The following is an 18,065-nucleotide window of genomic DNA, read 5'->3' on the forward strand; positions in this document are numbered from 1 at the left end:
TTCTATTATGGTGGTGTTCCAAGCCTGGCTAAATAGTCGTAATGGGTACCTTCACAAAGAAACTCACAGCTCAAATTTTGCTGCTCAGTAGCCTGCTTAAGTTGGTTATAGTCTACATACAACCAATCAAAAGGAGCGCTTTTTAACCCTTTGTACTCCATTGTAAACTGGACTTCACCATAGTAGTTCCCATTATCCGGGATCCAGTAACCACCATCATCATCTACTTCAAACATATAAATTATATCACTGGAATCTACCAAAATCTGACCTCCGGGATTTAATAATCCTTTTAAATGGTCTAATAAACGGGGTAACTCATTTAACCGCCCTGCTATTCCTACACCGTTCATTAACAATAGAATAGTATCAAATTTCATACCAGAATAATCATAAATATTTGAGTGTATTACATTCTTTATACCCCTTGACTTAGCTGTACTTACAGCTCCTATAGATTCATCAAGGCCGGTAACTTCAATCCCTTTATTTTGCAAATAGAGACTGTGACTGCCAGACCCACATCCCACATCCAATACTGTTCCCCGGCAGAGATCTAAAGCTTTTTGCTCTATTAAGGGCATAGTATCATAATCCCGGAATAAATAGGGCAGAGGAAGTATGTCTTTCTCGTCCAGCGAGGAGTAAGTTATAATATCTTCAGAATAATTGCCATTTTGAAAATCAATCAGAGCCCTGCCAAAAATATCCCTGGTCATTTAAATTTGTAATTTTACCTGCAAAAGTGAACTTTTTGAGTGGAAAGTAAAAAAACTCAACGAATTAATCCTTGGAATGTATAGCGTCTGATGGAAGAACAACTTAAAAACTTACCCTTAAGGGCAAAAGAAAAGCAAACGGAAAACAAAAGGTTCTTTGCGAAACTCAAAAAGAGGCCTCCGCGCAATTTGGACTATATCATGCAGGAGTTACACAAGGCAGAATTTAAAAAAACAAATTGCCTGGATTGTGCTAATTGTTGTAAGACTACCGGACCACTTTTTACAAATACGGATATTGTTAGAATAGCTAAAAGTCTGAAGCAAAAACCTCAAAAATTTATAGAAACTTATTTAAGAATTGATGAAGACAATGATTTTGTGCTTAAGCAAGTTCCTTGTGCATTTCTTGGTAAGGATAACTATTGTTCAATTTATGCCGTAAGACCAAAAGCCTGTCAGGAATTTCCCCATACCGATCGCAAAAAATTTCAACAGATTACAAATCTAACACTTAAAAATATAGCCATATGTCCGGCTGCATATAACATTGTGGAAGACATGAAAAGGAGAATTAAGTTGTAGGCAACTACCAAAATAGTTCGTTTTACAAGACTGTATTCCCGTTAAAAATTAATCTGAAAATAAGTAACTTTGCATTTATGGAGGTTTTATTAAACTACTTTGAAAACATACCTTCTTCGCACAGGAGTCTTATTCTGGTTTTAGGAATAACCTTTTTTTGGCTTCTTGAAGGGGCATTACCGCTTTTTAATTTCAAGTATAAGAAATGGAGGCATGCTCTTCCTAATTTCTTCTTTACACTTACGACAATTGTTATCAATTTTGCGCTGGCCTTTTTGTTGTTGAAAACCAGCGATTGGGTCACTGCTACTAAATTCGGTATTATAAATTGGTTACCCGAAATTCCGCTATGGCTGTATGTCATTTTAGGCGTTTTACTTCTGGATTTTATTGGGGCCTATCTGGCACATTATGTTGAACACAAGGTGAAACCCCTATGGATGATTCATTTGGTTCATCATACAGATCACGAAGTAGATACAACCACGGCCAACAGACATCACCCACTGGAGAGTCTTATCCGTTTTTCATTCACCTTAATTGGAGTATTTATAGTGGGTACGCCTATAGGAATAGTAATGCTTTATCAATCGTTATCTCTTGTTGCTACTCAATTTAGTCATGCAAATATCCGCTTACCAAAAAAAGTGGACGATATGCTAAGTTGGGTGATTGTATCTCCTGATATGCACAAGGTGCATCACCATTACAGACTGCCTTATACAGATTCCAATTACGGTAATATTTTCTCTGTCTGGGATCACATTTTCGGGACTTTCATGAAACTGGACCGGGATAATATTGTGTATGGTGTGGATACTTTTCCTGACAAAGAGGAAAATGGAAGTGTAACCGGTCTGCTTAAGCAACCTTTCCACAAGTATAGAAAGCCAACCACTATGCCGGCAGATAAGTAGAGACTATTTGTAAAGGAGATATTTACTGCGTATTTGTTTGAATTTTTCCAGGTCACTCCGCCAGCTGTTTTTTATCTCTTTTTCGCTTAACCCTGCTTCAATTTGTTGCTGCAGTTTTTCCGTACCGGCGTGTTTGGTAAATCCGCTGCGGTTAAAGACCAATTTTTTATCTGTTGCATTATTATATGCGTCAATCAACCATTGCAAAGATACTTCGCTCATTCCGGGCCATGCAGACAGGTCCTTACCAAAGCATTTTTTTCCTGTATGCTTGGGGTTTTTAGAACCAAAGTTGGGTTTTGGAACATAGCTAAAATCATAGGCAGTGCTGTCCAGAAAAGGAGCTCCATATCTTTGAAACTGACTTTCTGTGCCACGGCCGGCATTAATATTCGTGCCTTCAAAAAGCCCCAGACTGGGATAGAGGTTAATGGCTGTCTGGTTAGGAAGATTGGGTGAAGGTCTGACAGGAATACTATAACTTGAATTATGTTTATAATTTCTGAGAGGTATAACCGTTAAATCAGCCTTGATGCCTTTTTCCAGCCATCCTTCTTTATTAATCATATGGGCATATTCCCCTATGGTCATGCCATAGACCAGGGGTATGGGGGTAAGGCCCAGAAATCCCTTATGTTCAATTTCCATTGTTGGCCCGTCAACATAATGACCATTAGGATTGGGTCGATCAAGGATTAAAACAGGAATACTATTTTCTGCACAGGCTTCCATTACTAATTGCATGGTGGCTATGTAGGTGTAAAATCTAACCCCCACATCCTGAATATCAAATACTACAATATCTAATTTGTCTAATTGTGATGAAGTGGGTTTTCTGTTTTTACCGTAAAGTGAGATAATGGGAAGCCCGGTTTTTGTGTCTGTACCATCTTTTACATGTTCTCCGGCATCTGCCATTCCGCGAAACCCGTGTTCAGGAGCGAATACTCTTTTTATTTCAATATCCAGAGATAATAAGGAATCTACGAGGTGTGTAAAGGACTCATTCGCTCTATTTTCTGAATCGTAATTCTTAAAAATAATACTGGTCTGATTGGCAACTACCCCCACCTTTTTTTTACGCAAGTATGGGAGGTAATCTTCGGTAGAATTGGCACCAACAATAATAACTGAATCTTGCAGTTTTTTGGTAACTGGGAATTCCAAAGCTGCCGAATCCTTATCTTTTTTTACCGGGTTTCCACAGGCAGTTAGTATCAAAAGCCACAATAAAAATGTATTTTTGAACCTGGATAAAAAAGCCATCTATTGAATTTAGAATTTTTTATAGCAAAACGCCTTATTAAAGGTAAGGAGCATAAAATTAGTATATCCGCGCCAATAATAAAAATAGCCATTGCCGCAATTGCATTAGGGATCATAATGATGCTTATTGCTATTGCCACCGGAGTAGGATTAAAACACAAGATTCGGGAAAAGGTTGCTGCTTTCAATGGCCATATTCAAATCTATAATTACGATAATAATGTTTCTGATGTTTCCGTGGTTCCGGTATCGGTGAATCAGGAATTTTATCCGGAATTTACATCTGTGGATGGAATTTCACATATACAGGCTGTTGCAAGTAAGGCGGGGATCATAAGAACCGAGGATACATTTGAAGGAATTATTGCCAAAGGAGTTGGGAAAGATTATAACTGGGAAGTATTTAGTGAATATTTACAGGACGGGCGACTGCCTGACTTTAAGGGAGAACTAAATACCGAGGTGCTAATGTCGTCTTTGATGGCCAGAAGGCTCCAATTGAAAACAGGCGATGAATTCTTTACATTCTTTTTAAAGGATGAGGATCCATCCAAAACTCCGAATCAACGAAAATTTAAGATTGTAGGAATCTACGATAGCGGATTTGAAGAGTTTGATGCCAAGTATGTTTTTACAGACATCCGTCACATTCAAAGGGTTAACAAATGGCAGGAAGATCAGGTAGGTAACTTTGAAATTTTCCTCTACAACTTTGAAGATATTGATGCTAAAACCAAAGAAATATACGGTAAAACACTCAGTGATCTGGATACGCAAAATATAAAGAATAAGTATTTCAAAATTTTTGAATGGATTGGCTTGTTTGATTTTAATATCGCCCTTATCATTGGAATAATGATTATAGTTGGCGGGATAAATATGATCACAGCGCTGTTGGTATTAATTTTGGAAAGAACTCAGATGATAGGAATTCTCAAGGCTCTGGGGTCGGCCAATTGGAGTATTCGTAAAGTGTTTTTATACAACGCTGCTTATCTGATAACTATTGGTTTGCTTTGGGGCAACCTATTTGGTCTTGGGCTTATCTGGTTTCAGGAGACATACAGGGTTTTTAAATTTCCTAATCCCAAAGAGTATTATATCGACTATATTCCGGTGCACATAGATTTCCCCACAGTTGTTATTTTAAATCTTGGCGTACTTGTGTTATGTCTGCTGATGCTTTTAATACCATCTTTTATTATTACAAAAATCACTCCGGTAAAAGCTATTAAATTTGAATAGTAAAGCCAGGTTTTTGTTTTCCTTTAACAGGGGGCTTTATCTATGAACTAATTTAAAATTATCCGAATCTCGAACGATTCCTAAAATGAATTGCTGAAATCTACTTCTTGAAAATACTATCTTTACATAGTCTATGAATTACGCCAAGAATATCCTGGAAACCATTGGAAATACCCCATTGGTCAAAATAAATAAATTAACAGCCGAATTGCCATGCCTTGTTTTGGCTAAGTATGAAACATTTAATCCCGGAAACTCCGTAAAGGACCGGATGGCTGTTCAAATGGTTGAGGATGCCGAAGCCGAAGGGAAATTAAAGCCGGGAGGAACCATAATTGAAGGAACCTCTGGTAATACTGGAATGGGCCTGGCCCTCGTTGCAGTCGTAAAAGGGTATAAAATGATCTGTGTGATTAGTGATAAACAATCCAAGGAAAAAGTAGATATTCTAAGAGCAATGGGGAGCGAAGTTTATGTATGTCCCACAAACGTGGCCCCCGAAGACCCACAAAGTTATTATTCTACCGCCAGAAGACTTTCAGAAGAGATTCCAAATTCATGGTATGTAAACCAGTATGATAATCCATCCAATACTAAAGCCCACTTTTTGACTACGGGGCCGGAGATCTGGGAGCAGACTGACGGTAAAGTAACCCATTTTGTAGTTGGCGTGGGTACCGGAGGCACAATTTCCGGAGTAGGTACCTTTTTAAAGTCAAAAAACCCCAATATTAAAATTTGGGGAGTAGATACTTATGGCTCAGTATTTAAAAAATATCACGAAACAGGCATATTTGATCAAAATGAGATATACCCTTATATAACGGAAGGTATTGGAGAAGATATATTGCCAAAAAATGTAAATTTTGATATCATAGATGGTTTTACTAAAGTAACAGACAAAGATGCCGCAGTATATACACAGCGTTTGGCAAAAGAAGAAGGGATGTTTCTAGGTAATTCTGCAGGTGCCGCCATTAAAGGTGTTCTCCAGCTAAAGGAAAAATTTAACAAAGACGATGTAGTGGTGGTTCTTTTTCACGATCATGGTAGTAGATACGTGGGTAAGATTTATAATGATGACTGGATGAAAGAACAAGGCTTTTTAGACAAATGATTTTAATTTAACCATATATGAATTTTAGAAGATTAACAAGCGTACTGGTATTTCTCTTTTTTTGTGTTCAATTAACCGCACAGAAGCTTTCAAAAGTTGAAAGAAAATTGGTTAAAACGGTTGAAGTCAATAATACTGAAGCCATCAATTTTTTGGAAAATGTTGTCAATATTAACAGCGGAACTTTAAATGCAAAAGGCGTAAAGGAAGTAGGGATGGTTTTTAAGAATGCCTTTGAAGACCTGAATTTTAGTACCAAATGGATTGAGATGCCTCAGGAAATGAATAGGGCCGGTCACTTTTTTGCGGAAACAGAGGGTACAAAGGGTAAAAAACTATTGCTGATTGGCCATCTTGATACCGTATTTGAAGAAAACAGCCCTTTTCAGGAATTTACAAGAGTCAATGACAGTACAGCACATGCACCCGGAGGAAATGACATGAAAGGAGGAGATGTAATAGTCCTTTATGCTTTAAAAGCGCTGCATGCAAATGGTTTGCTGAATGATGCTCAGATTATAGTAGCATTTACCGGTGATGAAGAAAGCACTGGAAAACCTCTGGAAATAAGCAGAAAAGATTTGATTGATGCGGCAAAGCGAAGCGATATTGCACTCGGTTTTGAGACTTCTACGGGGTTTAATTATGCCACTGTAGCAAGGAGAGGGTCTTCCGGATGGGAATTGGAGGTTGAAGGGAAGCGCGCCCATAGCTCCGGAATATTTAATGAGCGGGTTGGCGCAGGTGCCATTTTTGAAATGTCAAGAATATTAAATGCATTTTATGAAGAAGTTCGTGGAGAGGAATACCTGACTTTTAACCCCGGGATACTTATGGGGGGTACTTTTGTTGATTATGATGCTTCTACTGGCAAGGGAGAGGTCTTCGGGAAAACTAATGTAGTCTCCCAAACCGCCATGGTAAAGGGAGGCTTGCGTTTTATTTCTGAAGAACAAAAGGAAGAGGCGAGAAATAAGATGAGGGAAATTGTGGCAAACAACCTGCCTCAGACATCGGCAAAAGTAAGTTTTACAGATAGTTACCCGGCAATGGTACCTACTGAGGGAAATAACAGGCTCCTGGCAGAGTTAAATCAGGTAAGCCTGGATCTGAGTCAGGGTGAGGTAATAGGCTATGATCCGGGTAAAAGGGGTGCGGCTGACACTTCTTTTGTGGCTAATTATGTCGATTGTCTTGATGGTTTAGGTACTATGGGAAGCGGAGCACATACACCTGAAGAGACGGTAAATTTGAACACCATTGAAGCTCTTACAAAAAGAACCGCGGTGCTAATTTATAGATTGATCAATCAATAGTACATGGTAAATCTTGGTTCGGGAAACGCAAAAGCCAGCATAGAGGGAGGTGAATTAGTAAGTTACAGGTTCAACGACTTTGAGTATATTCATCAAAAAGGAAGTCCGGGATGGCGCAACTCAGATACTGAAATGTTTCCTGTAATCGGTCCAACCGCCGATGCTGGTTTCCGGGTTCATGTTCCAAGGGGGAATGCTATTCAGGACCAGCATGGATTATTGCGTGAATTGGATTACGAGCTTCTTTCGAGTAAAGAAACAACGGCTCAATTTGTAAAATCTTATAAAGCCGGGACGGTAATAAAGAACTCTAAATTTCCTGAAAAATCCACGGCCCAGTTACTTATCTGGCCCTTTAGTTTTGAATTCTACAAGAGTTATAAACTCTCTGAAAATAGTCTTGAGATTAGTTTCAGGATTTCCGGCGAAAAAGATATGCCCTTTATGCTGGGGTATCATCCTGCATTTAAACTTTATACAGATAATCCTACTGTAATTGCCAAAGACCAGATAATTTCCTTGGATTCTATTTTAGCGGCCGGGAGCGGGGCTCTTGAAGTGGCTGATTGCCAAAGTGTTATTTTAAAGGATCAAAAAAAGTTAAGCATAAAAACCGAAGGCTTCAACCATTTTATGTTGTGGACTGAGGTGCGGAATATGATATGTATTGAGCCGATAACCTTCTACCCTTATGCCGTAGATCAAATGCAGCTGCATGATGGTTTTGACTACCTGACTGATGAAGACCGTAACTTTAAAGTCACTTTAATTCCATAATTTAATAAGCTGTTTATAAAAATTAAGAATCTGTATTAATCCAAATAATCTGAAAAAAAAATGAGAGTATTGCTGGAACGTCACTACGGTTATCTTTTTGAACCGGAATTGTTAGATGAGATCGAAGCTAATGGGAAATGTAAACTCATAAAACAAGGGGAACGATTATTGGATATTGGACAGGAAATAACTGTTATGCCTTTGATTTTTAGTGGAGCTATAAAGATTCTCAGAGAAGACGATCAGGGGGATGAATTGCTTCTTTATTTTATTGAAAAAGGGGATACCTGTGCTATGACATTTTCCTGTTGCCTGGGGAGCGGTAAAAGTGAGATAAGAGCAATTGCTGAATCAGATACGGAGTTATTGATGATTCCTATAGAAAAAATGGATGAGTGGATGGCCAAATACCAAAGCTGGAGAGAATTCATTTTGGATAGTTACCATACAAGAATGTCAGAATTGCTGGAAACGATAGATACTTTGGCATTTATGAAAATGGATGAGCGAATAATGAAGTATCTTAAAGACAGAGCAATGGTTACAAATGATGATATTATATATTCCACACATCAGGATGTGGCCCGTGATTTACATACATCACGAGTAGTCGTGTCAAGGCTGTTGAAAAGCCTGGAGAGAGAAGGTAAAATAGAACTCAGCCGAAACCACATAAAAGTACTGGCGTTATAGACTTATTTCTTTATTAAATCTGTAACATGTTGCAGGAAAGTTCATCTTTAATAGTATTAAATAAATAAACGAAAAGATGAAATTATCATTAATCCTGACAGCAATTCTGGTTTTAACAATAACAAGTGCGGGCAATGCACAAACTGAATTACTTTTTAATGGGGTTGAACTTCAGGAATCTCTTCAAAGTGCAAAGGACAAAATGAAACCATTTACCGATAAAATGGAATTATTTGAAGTAGAAAACCCCACCTTTCCTTTATCCAAAGACCTTGAAGCCCATCTGGTTTGTAGTAATTACAAATCGAATTACGGTACTATTTCCGAGTTGGTATTTACATTTGCTGATGATAAATTGGTATATATTCAGGCCCATGGGAATGCGGTTGAAGCTATAACCGCAATAATAAAAGACACGGTTCAGAACTATATGGATTATAGATTCTATCCAAAAGATCATATTGTCACCAAACCTTCAGAGGACAAAGTTTGGGTTTTAACGGAAGAGGCCATGCATCCAAATTTATTCACCTGGGATAATCCTTATTTGCCTTCCAACAAAGAACAGAAAGAAAAAAATAACACTTCCGGGAGAATTCCGGATTTTATAAAATTCGGGGGTAATTTAGATCAATTAAAACCCAACTTAGAAAGAGCATCTGATTTCACCTTTACTATGGAATTGGATGGGAGTGATCCTAATGCACAATTGCAAATAGATTGTTTTGGAATTGAATATGCCGGTTTCCCCAGAAAATTTGAGGCGCGTTTCGGGGATGGTAAACTCAATGTTTTGTGGATACTAACCGGTAAGGGGGAAGAAGATCGCATTAGACAGAAACTTATATCTGAATATGGACCGGTAATTTTTAAAGATGACAACTGGGAAGTTTTTAATAACTGGCAGGTAATACTGCGTAAAGACAAACCGGAGGTCCTTGTGCTTTCAGAAGAACTGGCTGTTTTCTACAAAAGAGATTACTTTAAACAATAGCAATTATAATCTATTGATTTCTACTTATACGTAGTTGCAATTGGGAAGTCTTTCATTTATTGATTAAATAGTACTTTTGATTAATGCGAAAATTTTTCCCAATTCTGCAAACGCTGCGAAGCTATAAAAGGAAAGAACTTCCAAAAGATATCCTCGCGGGTTTTAGCGTAGCTATAGTGCTTATTCCACAAGGAATGGCGTATGCCATGATAGCCGGTTTACCACCGGTATACGGCTTGTATGCCTCCTTAATGCCGGTATTGGTGTATGTGTTGTTCGGCACTTCGAGAGCTCTTGCAATAGGACCTGTAGCCATGGATTCCTTGCTCGTCGCAGCAGGTTTGGGGACTTTGGCAATCGTGGGTTTGGAGAACTATATTGCTCTTGCAATTTTGCTCGCCTTTATGGTGGGCGCCATTCAATTTGTTTTAGGTATTTTTAGAATGGGATATCTGGTTACCTTTTTAGCTAAACCGGTAATCAGCGGATTCACATCTGCGGCTGCGATGATTATAATTTTTAGTCAGTTAAAGCACCTGCTTGGCGTGGAGATGGCAGGGAGTAATCAGTTTCACCGAATTTTTCTAAATGCTCTTCAAAAAATTCCGGAAACGAATTTTTATGATCTGACCATAGGTATAGTGGGTATTTTGCTACTTATCGGCTTAAAGAAATGGAGTAGACATATTCCCACAATTCTTATTATCGTTGTTCTTGGAATTTTAGCAGTGTATTTTTTAAATATGGAATCTCTGGGTATTAAGATTGTTGGTACAATTCCAAAAGGATTGCCTGGGTTTGATTTACCGGTGATTGAAATGGATAATCTAATGCAACTTTGGCCTATTGCAGTAACATTGGCTCTGATTGGATATCTTGAAGCTATTTCAATTGGCAAAGGTATTGAAGAGAAGAATGACGAAGATCGGATTGATGCCAATCAGGAATTTGTGGCATTAGGTTGTGCCAATATGTTAGGATCCTTTTTGCAGTCCTACCCTGTTTCAGCAAGCTTTTCCAGGTCTGCGATAAATGATGAATCCGGTTCAAAAAGCACACTATCCGGATTGTTTACGGTACTTCTGGTTTTGGTAACGCTCATGTTTCTTACGCCGCTTTTTTATTATTTGCCAAATGCAATTCTTGCAAGTATTATTATGGTATCTGTTTATGGTTTGATCGATTTGGAATATGCAAAACGGTTATGGATCTATAGAAAAGATGAATTTATTGTTTTGATTCTCACATTTTTGATAACCCTGTTTATCGGAATTACTCAAGGCATTCTTACCGGGGTCCTAATTTCTCTTTTGTTAATGGTTTACAGAACTTCCAAGCCTCATTTCGCGGTATTAAGTAAAATAAAGGATTCAGACTACTACAAAAATATTTCACGCTTTGGAGATGAAGTCATTTTACGGGATGATCTGCTCATTGTGCGTTTTGATTCCCAATTATACTTTGGAAATTCGGATTATTTCAAAAATCAGCTTTTTAAGTATATGAGTAAAAAAGGGGATAATTTGAAAGGAGTAATATTAAATGCTGAGGCGATTAATTATATAGATTCTACAGCTACCAGAATGTTAACCAAAGTCATTAAAAAAATCAGGAATGATGGAATTGAGTTCTATATTGTCGGTGCCATAGGTCCGACAAGGGATATTATTTTCAGGAGTGGTATAGGTAAGGTACTACCCAAAGAATTCCTGTTCGTTAAAATAAAAGAGGCGGTGGCCCACTTTGATCATTCAGAGAATCACACCGGTGAACATGAAAGAGTGGCCTATCAGCGGAATGAACCCAGTAACTAATGTTACCCATTTTAAAGCGAGAAGCAGTATTTTTGAAAAAAATTAAGAACTAGAGTTATGATCATAGAACAGATTTATACCGGATGCCTTGCACAGGGAGCGTATTATATTGAAAGCAAGGGCGAAGTTGCCATCATTGATCCCTTACGCGAAGTAATTCCTTATATAGACAGGGCGAAAAAGAATAAAGCTGAAATAAAATACATTTTTGAAACCCATTTCCATGCCGACTTCGTGAGTGGGCACGTTACATTAGCCAAGGAAACCGGGGCGCCTATTGTTTTCGGTCCCAATGCCAATCCTGCTTTTGAAGCAATCATAGCTAAAGATGGTCAGGAATTTCCACTGGGTGAAATAACAATAAAGGTACTCCACACCCCCGGTCACACTATGGAAAGCACTACCTATCTGTTAAAAGATAAAACAGGGAAGGACTATGCTATTTTTTCCGGAGACACTTTGTTTTTAGGTGATGTAGGAAGACCGGATCTTGCCCAGAAAGCGGCGGATATGACGAAAGAAGACCTTGCCGGACTTTTGTTTGATAGCTTAAGGAGTAAAATTATGCCATTGGCAGATGATGTTATTGTTTATCCTGCGCATGGTGCCGGTTCGGCATGCGGTAAGAATATGATGAAGGAAACTGTGGATACCCTGGGAAACCAAAAACAAATGAATTACGCGCTACGGGCTAATATGACGCGAGAGGAATTTATAAATGAAGTTACTGATGGCCTGCTTCCACCACCTAAATATTTCCCTTTGAATGTAAAAATGAATAAGGAAGGATATGAAGATATAGGTGATGTGTTAAAACGCGGTATGGCAGCACTTTCGCCGGATGCTTTTGAATTGGCAGCGAATGAAACCGGGGCTCTTATATTGGATGTGCGGAACCAGGAAGAATTTGTAAAAGGGCATATCCCACGTTCTATTTTTATTGGTTTGAACGGCGATTTCGCCCCCTGGGTGGGTGCTTTGATTGCTGATGTTAAACAACCCTTATTATTGGTGACCCCGAAAGGAAAGGAAGAGGAGACAGTAACACGTTTGTCCAGGGTAGGATTTGATAACACCTTAGGTATCTTAAAGGGTGGTTTTGAAGCGTGGGTAAAAGCGGGTAAAGATATAGACACCATCACCGCATTATCCGCCGAAGAAGCCAAAGAGATATTGAAAGATAAGCATTTACCCATTTTTGATGTTCGGAAGGAAAGCGAATTTAAAGCAGAACACCTGGTTGATGCAAATAATGCCCCATTGGATATATTAAACGATCATTTGGCTGCATTTCCTAAAAACGAAACCTTTTATGTCCATTGTGAGGGCGGGTATAGATCCGTTATTGCTGCCTCTATCCTCAAGGGCAGGGGCATACACAATTTGGTAGACATCACAGGAGGCATTGCCGAGCTGAAAAAGGCGGGAATGGCGGTGACTAATTATATCTGCCCCACTACGCAGTAATATGATTAATATCATGGTTTCTGTAGGTTACCCATCTTACTTTTAAAGACGGAAATTAAAGGGAAAAGTGCTTTTTTACCTTTTTAAAAGTTTGGGATTATGAAACGAAACATGGGAAGAATCGATAAGATTATTCGCTTTACCGTTGCTGTTATTATTGCCTTATTGCTATACTATGAGGTAGTTGAGGGGGCGCTTTCTTATATTTTATTAACGGTTGCCGCCGTTTTTGTATTGACCAGTCTAACAGGCTTTTGTCCGCTTTATGGTGTTTTTGGTTTAAATTCATGCAAGGTGAGAAAAGTGGATAAACCTTAAATTTTTCATTAAAAACCTGATTGAAATAATAAATAATAAGTCTTCTGCGATATGAAGTTAATAAGTATTCCTTTGGTTGACTGGAGTAACGGCATAATAATGATTGCTGTTTTTGCCTTTGTTGTGATTGCACTGATTGCTGTTTTGGTAAGTCTTATGAATAGTGACAAAAGGAGATAAGTAAATTGAGTTTACAACTATTTCCGGCAGATTATTGAGTGCTTTTTCTTCAGATTCTTATTTTTTAGGTGTCTGATGAAATATTATTCTTCATATTTACTCATATTGATAAAAAGTTTATAGCTTTAGATCTTTATAAAGCAACTCTTTATATATAAACCATCTCATAGTTACTTTTAGCTACAGGAAATGATTAAAAATTTTATTGAAAGGATTGGAGCAATGAATGTATTATTACTTTTGGTTGTTCTGTCCATTATTGTTGTTTCAGAATATATGTTTCTATCCGGAAACAAATTAGATGCCATCTTTGTTGCCTTTTGGGCTCCAACTATTTTGGGCTTTATGAACTATTTAAAGTATAGAAAATAATGGATTTTATCTTGATTTACTCCATTGTTGTTGCCATCATCTTTGTGATCTGGTTGCTTTTTATTGTCCGGATGTACAATGAAATGGATAAATATAAATAGATTCACTACCACAGCTGCTCCTTATTGAAGTCGCTCCTCAGACCTTTTGCGCAGATTTAAGGAAGCCTGAAGAAAAGTCCAGTATTGAGTTTGGGTTTTTTACCCTGTGCGTTTGGATAAGCCGGGTTGTTTCCAGATTGTCTTTTTGCAGGGTAATATATGCCAATATATCTTCAATAGAATTAACAGCAGCACTTTTTGGAACAAATCCGTAACCGGAATATACACCTTCCTGTACAAGCACTAATGCGTCTTCATCAATAGTTCTTCCCTTGTCTTTTATGATATACGTTTGTTTTTCGGACAACATATTTTCAATTGCAGCCTGCACCCTTTTATTATACGCCGTTGCCGCTTCTTTACCCCGGCAAATACCTTTGCAGTTAGCTACCCTGAAATGTGAACATGAATCTACATTTTCCTGTAAATGGCAATATTTAGGGCATAAATTAAAGGCGATACACATTTGTTCTATAAAAAGGCGGCAGTCTGTGGTATTGTAAAAAGTAATTAAGGAGCGCGGTACCTGGCTTAATTTGTTAAATGCAAGGTGCATTATCCCTTGCCGGTCTTCATAGGAGAAAACCCCATAAGGAACCACATTTCTTTTTTGTGCCCTGTTGTATAAAGGGTAATGATGTTTTATGGCGGCAGATTCCATTAAAAGCGCTAACAGCTCATTGCCTGAAAGTTCAAAATCTATATTTGAAGTCTCTCTGCACATTTGCACTTCTTTGGTAGACTTATCGTAAAAGTGGCTTAGGACCCTTTTCTTAATGTTTTTGGCTTTGCCCACATAAATGTTCTCCCCTTTACTGTTTTTAAAGTAGTAGATCCCTGGTTTTGAGGGAAGCCTTTCATATACTTCCCGCTGTAGCGAAGGAGGCAGTGTTGCCTCTTGAGAGCGGGCATTTAAAAATGAACCAAAAACAGTCTCAGAGTTTTCTGTTTCCAATAATTTTCTAAACAAAATTACGGTAGCATGCGCATCACCCCGGGCCCGGTGCCTGTCCGTAATAGGTATATCGAGTGAAGTGCATAATTTACCCAGGCTGTATGAAGAAAACCCCGGAATTAACCTTCTGGACAAACGTACCGTACAGAGTTTTTTTCTGACGAAAGAAATACCAATAGTTCTGAATTCTTCTTTAATTACGTTATAATCGAAATTAACACTGTGGGCCACGAAGATGGTGTCTTGTGTTATTTCCAAAATCTGGGGAGCAATCTCCAAAAGTGTTGGTGCATCGCGCACCATATGGTTGTCAATTCCTGTTAGGCCGGTAATAAAATAAGGAATTTCACATTCAGGATTTACCAGTGAGGTGAATTCATCCACCACCTTTTGACCATCAAACTTAAAGATGGCTATCTCGGTTATTTTATTGCCTTTAATACCGTTTCCGGTAGTTTCTATATCTACGATGGAGTACAATTATTCTATTTCATGCGTTTTGAAGAGGTAAGTTAATAAGAAAAATCAAGCCACTCAAAAACCTTTTCCGGCAGTCATCTTCAAGTCAATCAGTTTCTGTTGATGAAATGGAAAAATATGATTAGTTTTAAGTGCCCTTCCCGTTGAATAATGAAATATGAAACTGACATTATTTTTTAAGGTCCTTTATAGAAGTGTCTTCGGTTTTCTTATTATTATTTCTATTTCATGTAAAGAAAACCAGGAGGTAAAAACAACTTTTAATTCTAAGATCTTACCGGAAATAAAGACTTCGCTAGATGATTTGGTCAGGGTGTGGTATCCCATCTCAATTGATAGTATAAACGGTGGATTTTATCCGGATTTTAATAATAAATGGGAAAAAGAAGGTGAACAAAAAAAAATGCTGGTAACTCAGGCCCGTCATATCTGGACCGCTTCGGCACTCGCCTCCTTCTATGGCGATAGTAAGTATGAAAAAATTGCTACCCATGGCTATCACTTTTTAAGGGATCAGATGTGGGATACAAAATACGGTGGATTTCACACACTTTTGGTAAATGACCGAGACTCCCTTAAACCTGCGGCAAGTACAAAAAGTTCCTACGGCAATGCCTTTGCTATTTACGGATTGGCAGCCTACTATGGCATATCTAAAGATTCAACAGCGCTCAATTTGGCGAAGAAAACCTTCTATTGGTTAGAAGAACATGCACATGATCCTATGTATAAAGGCTATTTTGATGTTTTGCATCTCGATGGTTCCTGGATGCTCGATGTTGAAGAAAACGATAAGGAGTATGATAACTTTATCCGAAAGGACTGGAAGGATCAAAACTCTTCCATACATCTTATGGAAGCATTTACAGCACTTTACGAAGTATGGCCTAACCCTTTGTTAAAAGAACGTCTCGAAGAACTTTTAATGCTCATAAGAGATACAATTACCACCCCTAAAGGATTTCTCACCTTACATTTAGAACGAGATTGGACCCCTGTTTCTTTTAAGGATTCAACGGAAACTTACAGAACAGAAAATTTTTGGCTGGATCACGTTTCATTCGGACACGATGTGGAGACGGGATTTCTTCTCCTGGAAGCTGCTCAGGTACTCTATCACCAAAAAGACAGCACTACAATGGTCATCGCTAAAAGGATGGTAGATCATGGTATAGACCGTGGCTGGGACATGGAAAAAGGAGGTTTTTTTGATGGAGGATATTATTTGGATGACTCGGATGTCTGTACTATCTTAAATCCGGCAAAAATCTGGTGGTCTCAGGCTGAAGGGCTGAATGCTTTACTGCTAATGTCACAATTGTATCCCAATGAAAAGGAATATTATGAATTATTTGAAAAACAATGGCAGTATATTAATGAATATATGATAGACCATACCTATGGCGGATGGTATGACGAAGGCCTCGATTCAAATCCCGAAGCCGTTCAACATGTTAAGGCCCAGATCTGGAAGGTTAATTATCATAATATCAGAGCATTGATTAATGTAATACAGATGCTCGAAGGAAGGTTTAAACTTACTAATAATGAGCATTAGGCAACTATAAAATAAACGATGTGAAATTTGATTTAGCAAATAAAAAAGCCATTGTTACAGGAGGTGGTAGTGGTATTGGAAGGGCAATTGCCATGGCACTGGCCGGGCAGGGGGCTGAGGTACATATTCTGGAAGTAAATGCGAAACCGGCAAAAGAAACGGCAGCTGAAATAAAGGCTACAGGAGGTGATGCCCAGGCCCATGCCTGTGATGTTTCCAATCAAAAGGATGTTATCAAAACTGTTGCGGGAATATCCGCAGACAGGCCGATAGACATTCTGATTAATAACGCGGGCATTGCCCATATCGGCAATGTTGAGTTGACTGCCGAAGCGGATATCGACAGGGTATATCAGGTAAATATTAAAGGGGTCTATAATTGTATTTATGCCTGCATTAAAAACATGAAAGAAAGGGGCGGAGTGATCATAAATATGGCATCTGTTGCGGCAACCGTAGGAATATCAGACAGGTTTGCATATTCTATGACCAAAGGTGCCGTACTTACCATGACCTATTCTGTAGCTAAAGATTATCTATCCTATGGAATACGATGTAATAGCATCTCACCTGCAAGGGTACACACCCCTTTTGTTGATGGTTACCTCAAACAAAATTATCCGGGTATGGAAAAGGAAATGTTTGAAAGGTTGTCCCAAACCCAACCTATTGGCAGGATGGGCAGGCCGGAAGAAATAGCGAACCTGGCCGTGTATCTATGTTCTGATGAAGCGTCGTTTATTACCGGTACGGATTTTCCAATAGATGGAGGATTTATTAAATTAAACGGTTAGATCCATTTTAAAACGCACTCAAAATGGTAATTGACAGCCATCAGCATTTTTGGAAATATGACCCCGTTCGGTATGGCTGGATTGATGATTCTATGAAAGTCCTTCAGAAAGACTTTCTCCCTGCAGATCTGGGTCCGATCTTAAAAGACAATGAAGTGGATGGCTGTGTTGCGGTTCAGGCAGATCAGTCTGAGGCAGAGACAGAATTCCTGCTTGGATTGGCCGCTGAAAATAAGTTTATCAAAGGTGTCGTTGGCTGGGTAGATCTTAGAGCGGATGATGTAGATAAGAGATTAGCGCATTTTTCACAGGATAAAAAACTTAAAGGGATAAGGCATATTGTACAGGAAGAACCGGATCCTGAATTTATGCTACGAAAAGATTTTCAAAATGGCAT

Annotated in this window: 19 protein-coding genes; 16 read left to right on the forward strand and 3 right to left on the reverse strand. The window is 38.5% G+C overall.

Annotation, left to right across the window (positions count from 1 at the left end):
• Nucleotides 1-5: 5 nt before the first annotated feature.
• Complete coding sequence (locus WBM60_RS03610; RefSeq protein ID WP_424280072.1) at nt 6-719, reverse strand: class I SAM-dependent methyltransferase; 714 nt, start codon at nt 717-719, stop codon at nt 6-8.
• Between the two features lie 90 nt (nt 720-809).
• Between WBM60_RS03610 and WBM60_RS03615 the strand changes: the two genes are divergently transcribed.
• Both WBM60_RS03615 and WBM60_RS03620 read left to right on the forward strand, forming a co-directional pair.
• Complete coding sequence (locus tag WBM60_RS03615) at nt 810-1,304, forward strand: YkgJ family cysteine cluster protein (RefSeq protein ID WP_424262179.1); 495 nt, start codon at nt 810-812, stop codon at nt 1,302-1,304.
• 77 nt (nt 1,305-1,381) lie between these two features.
• Complete coding sequence (locus WBM60_RS03620) at nt 1,382-2,221, forward strand: sterol desaturase family protein (RefSeq protein ID WP_424262181.1); 840 nt, start codon at nt 1,382-1,384, stop codon at nt 2,219-2,221.
• Between the two features lie 3 nt (nt 2,222-2,224).
• Here the strand turns inward: WBM60_RS03620 and WBM60_RS03625 are convergent, their stop codons facing one another.
• The gene (locus tag WBM60_RS03625; RefSeq protein WP_424262183.1) at nt 2,225-3,487 is read right to left on the reverse strand and encodes an exo-beta-N-acetylmuramidase NamZ family protein; all 1,263 of its coding nucleotides are present in this window, start codon (nt 3,485-3,487) and stop codon (nt 2,225-2,227) included.
• A 3-nt stretch (nt 3,488-3,490) separates the two neighbouring features.
• On the opposite strand from WBM60_RS03625, the gene WBM60_RS03630 reads away from it, so the two are divergent.
• The 11 genes from WBM60_RS03630 to WBM60_RS03680 all read left to right on the forward strand — a co-directional run bounded on the left by WBM60_RS03630 (nt 3,491) and on the right by WBM60_RS03680 (nt 13,780).
• A complete protein-coding gene (locus WBM60_RS03630) occupies nt 3,491-4,732 on the forward strand; it encodes an ABC transporter permease (RefSeq protein ID WP_424262185.1) in 1,242 nt (413 codons plus the stop codon).
• 133 nt (nt 4,733-4,865) lie between these two features.
• Nucleotides 4,866-5,849, forward strand: coding sequence for a PLP-dependent cysteine synthase family protein (locus WBM60_RS03635; protein WP_424262187.1), 984 nt, complete (start codon nt 4,866-4,868; stop codon nt 5,847-5,849).
• A 17-nt stretch (nt 5,850-5,866) separates the two neighbouring features.
• Nucleotides 5,867-7,165 carry a M20/M25/M40 family metallo-hydrolase gene (locus WBM60_RS03640; RefSeq protein WP_424262189.1) on the forward strand — a complete coding sequence of 433 codons (1,299 nt, stop codon included), beginning with the start codon at nt 5,867-5,869 and terminating at the stop codon, nt 7,163-7,165.
• Nucleotides 7,166-7,168: 3 nt separating this feature from the next.
• Entirely contained in the window at nt 7,169-7,942 is a 774-nt protein-coding gene (locus WBM60_RS03645; protein ID WP_424277489.1) for an aldose 1-epimerase, read from the forward strand.
• A gap of 60 nt (nt 7,943-8,002) precedes the next feature.
• On the forward strand, nt 8,003-8,635 hold the full coding sequence (locus WBM60_RS03650) for a Crp/Fnr family transcriptional regulator (protein WP_299160530.1): 633 nt from the start codon (nt 8,003-8,005) through the stop codon (nt 8,633-8,635).
• 76 nt (nt 8,636-8,711) lie between these two features.
• On the forward strand, nt 8,712-9,629 hold the full coding sequence (locus tag WBM60_RS03655) for a hypothetical protein (protein ID WP_424262548.1): 918 nt from the start codon (nt 8,712-8,714) through the stop codon (nt 9,627-9,629).
• Nucleotides 9,630-9,712: 83 nt separating this feature from the next.
• The gene (locus tag WBM60_RS03660; RefSeq protein WP_424282769.1) at nt 9,713-11,443 is read left to right on the forward strand and encodes a SulP family inorganic anion transporter; all 1,731 of its coding nucleotides are present in this window, start codon (nt 9,713-9,715) and stop codon (nt 11,441-11,443) included.
• Between the two features lie 57 nt (nt 11,444-11,500).
• Nucleotides 11,501-12,910, forward strand: coding sequence for an MBL fold metallo-hydrolase (locus WBM60_RS03665; protein WP_424262552.1), 1,410 nt, complete (start codon nt 11,501-11,503; stop codon nt 12,908-12,910).
• Between the two features lie 99 nt (nt 12,911-13,009).
• Nucleotides 13,010-13,228 (forward strand): YgaP family membrane protein, encoded by a 219-nt coding sequence (locus tag WBM60_RS03670; RefSeq protein ID WP_424262554.1) that lies wholly within the window; start codon nt 13,010-13,012, stop codon nt 13,226-13,228.
• Nucleotides 13,229-13,279: 51 nt separating this feature from the next.
• Complete coding sequence (locus WBM60_RS03675; protein ID WP_424262556.1) at nt 13,280-13,408, forward strand: hypothetical protein; 129 nt, start codon at nt 13,280-13,282, stop codon at nt 13,406-13,408.
• Nucleotides 13,409-13,597: 189 nt separating this feature from the next.
• On the forward strand, nt 13,598-13,780 hold the full coding sequence (locus tag WBM60_RS03680; RefSeq protein WP_299160539.1) for a hypothetical protein: 183 nt from the start codon (nt 13,598-13,600) through the stop codon (nt 13,778-13,780).
• A 138-nt stretch (nt 13,781-13,918) separates the two neighbouring features.
• Here the strand turns inward: WBM60_RS03680 and WBM60_RS03685 are convergent, their stop codons facing one another.
• The gene (locus tag WBM60_RS03685) at nt 13,919-15,316 is read right to left on the reverse strand and encodes an exonuclease domain-containing protein (RefSeq protein ID WP_424262559.1); all 1,398 of its coding nucleotides are present in this window, start codon (nt 15,314-15,316) and stop codon (nt 13,919-13,921) included.
• Between the two features lie 157 nt (nt 15,317-15,473).
• On the opposite strand from WBM60_RS03685, the gene WBM60_RS03690 reads away from it, so the two are divergent.
• From WBM60_RS03690 to WBM60_RS03700, 3 genes are all read left to right on the forward strand, one after another.
• Nucleotides 15,474-16,874: an AGE family epimerase/isomerase gene (locus WBM60_RS03690; protein WP_424282770.1), complete on the forward strand. Its 1,401-nt coding sequence runs from the start codon at nt 15,474-15,476 to the stop codon at nt 16,872-16,874.
• Between the two features lie 20 nt (nt 16,875-16,894).
• Entirely contained in the window at nt 16,895-17,668 is a 774-nt protein-coding gene (locus WBM60_RS03695) for an SDR family NAD(P)-dependent oxidoreductase (RefSeq protein WP_424262565.1), read from the forward strand.
• Between the two features lie 23 nt (nt 17,669-17,691).
• A partial coding sequence (locus WBM60_RS03700; protein WP_424282771.1) for an amidohydrolase family protein occupies nt 17,692-18,065 on the forward strand: 374 nt, incomplete at its 3' end.

It is taken from the genome of Eudoraea sp., from assembly GCF_049669105.1.
Classification (GTDB): Bacteria; Bacteroidota; Bacteroidia; order Flavobacteriales; family Flavobacteriaceae; genus Eudoraea.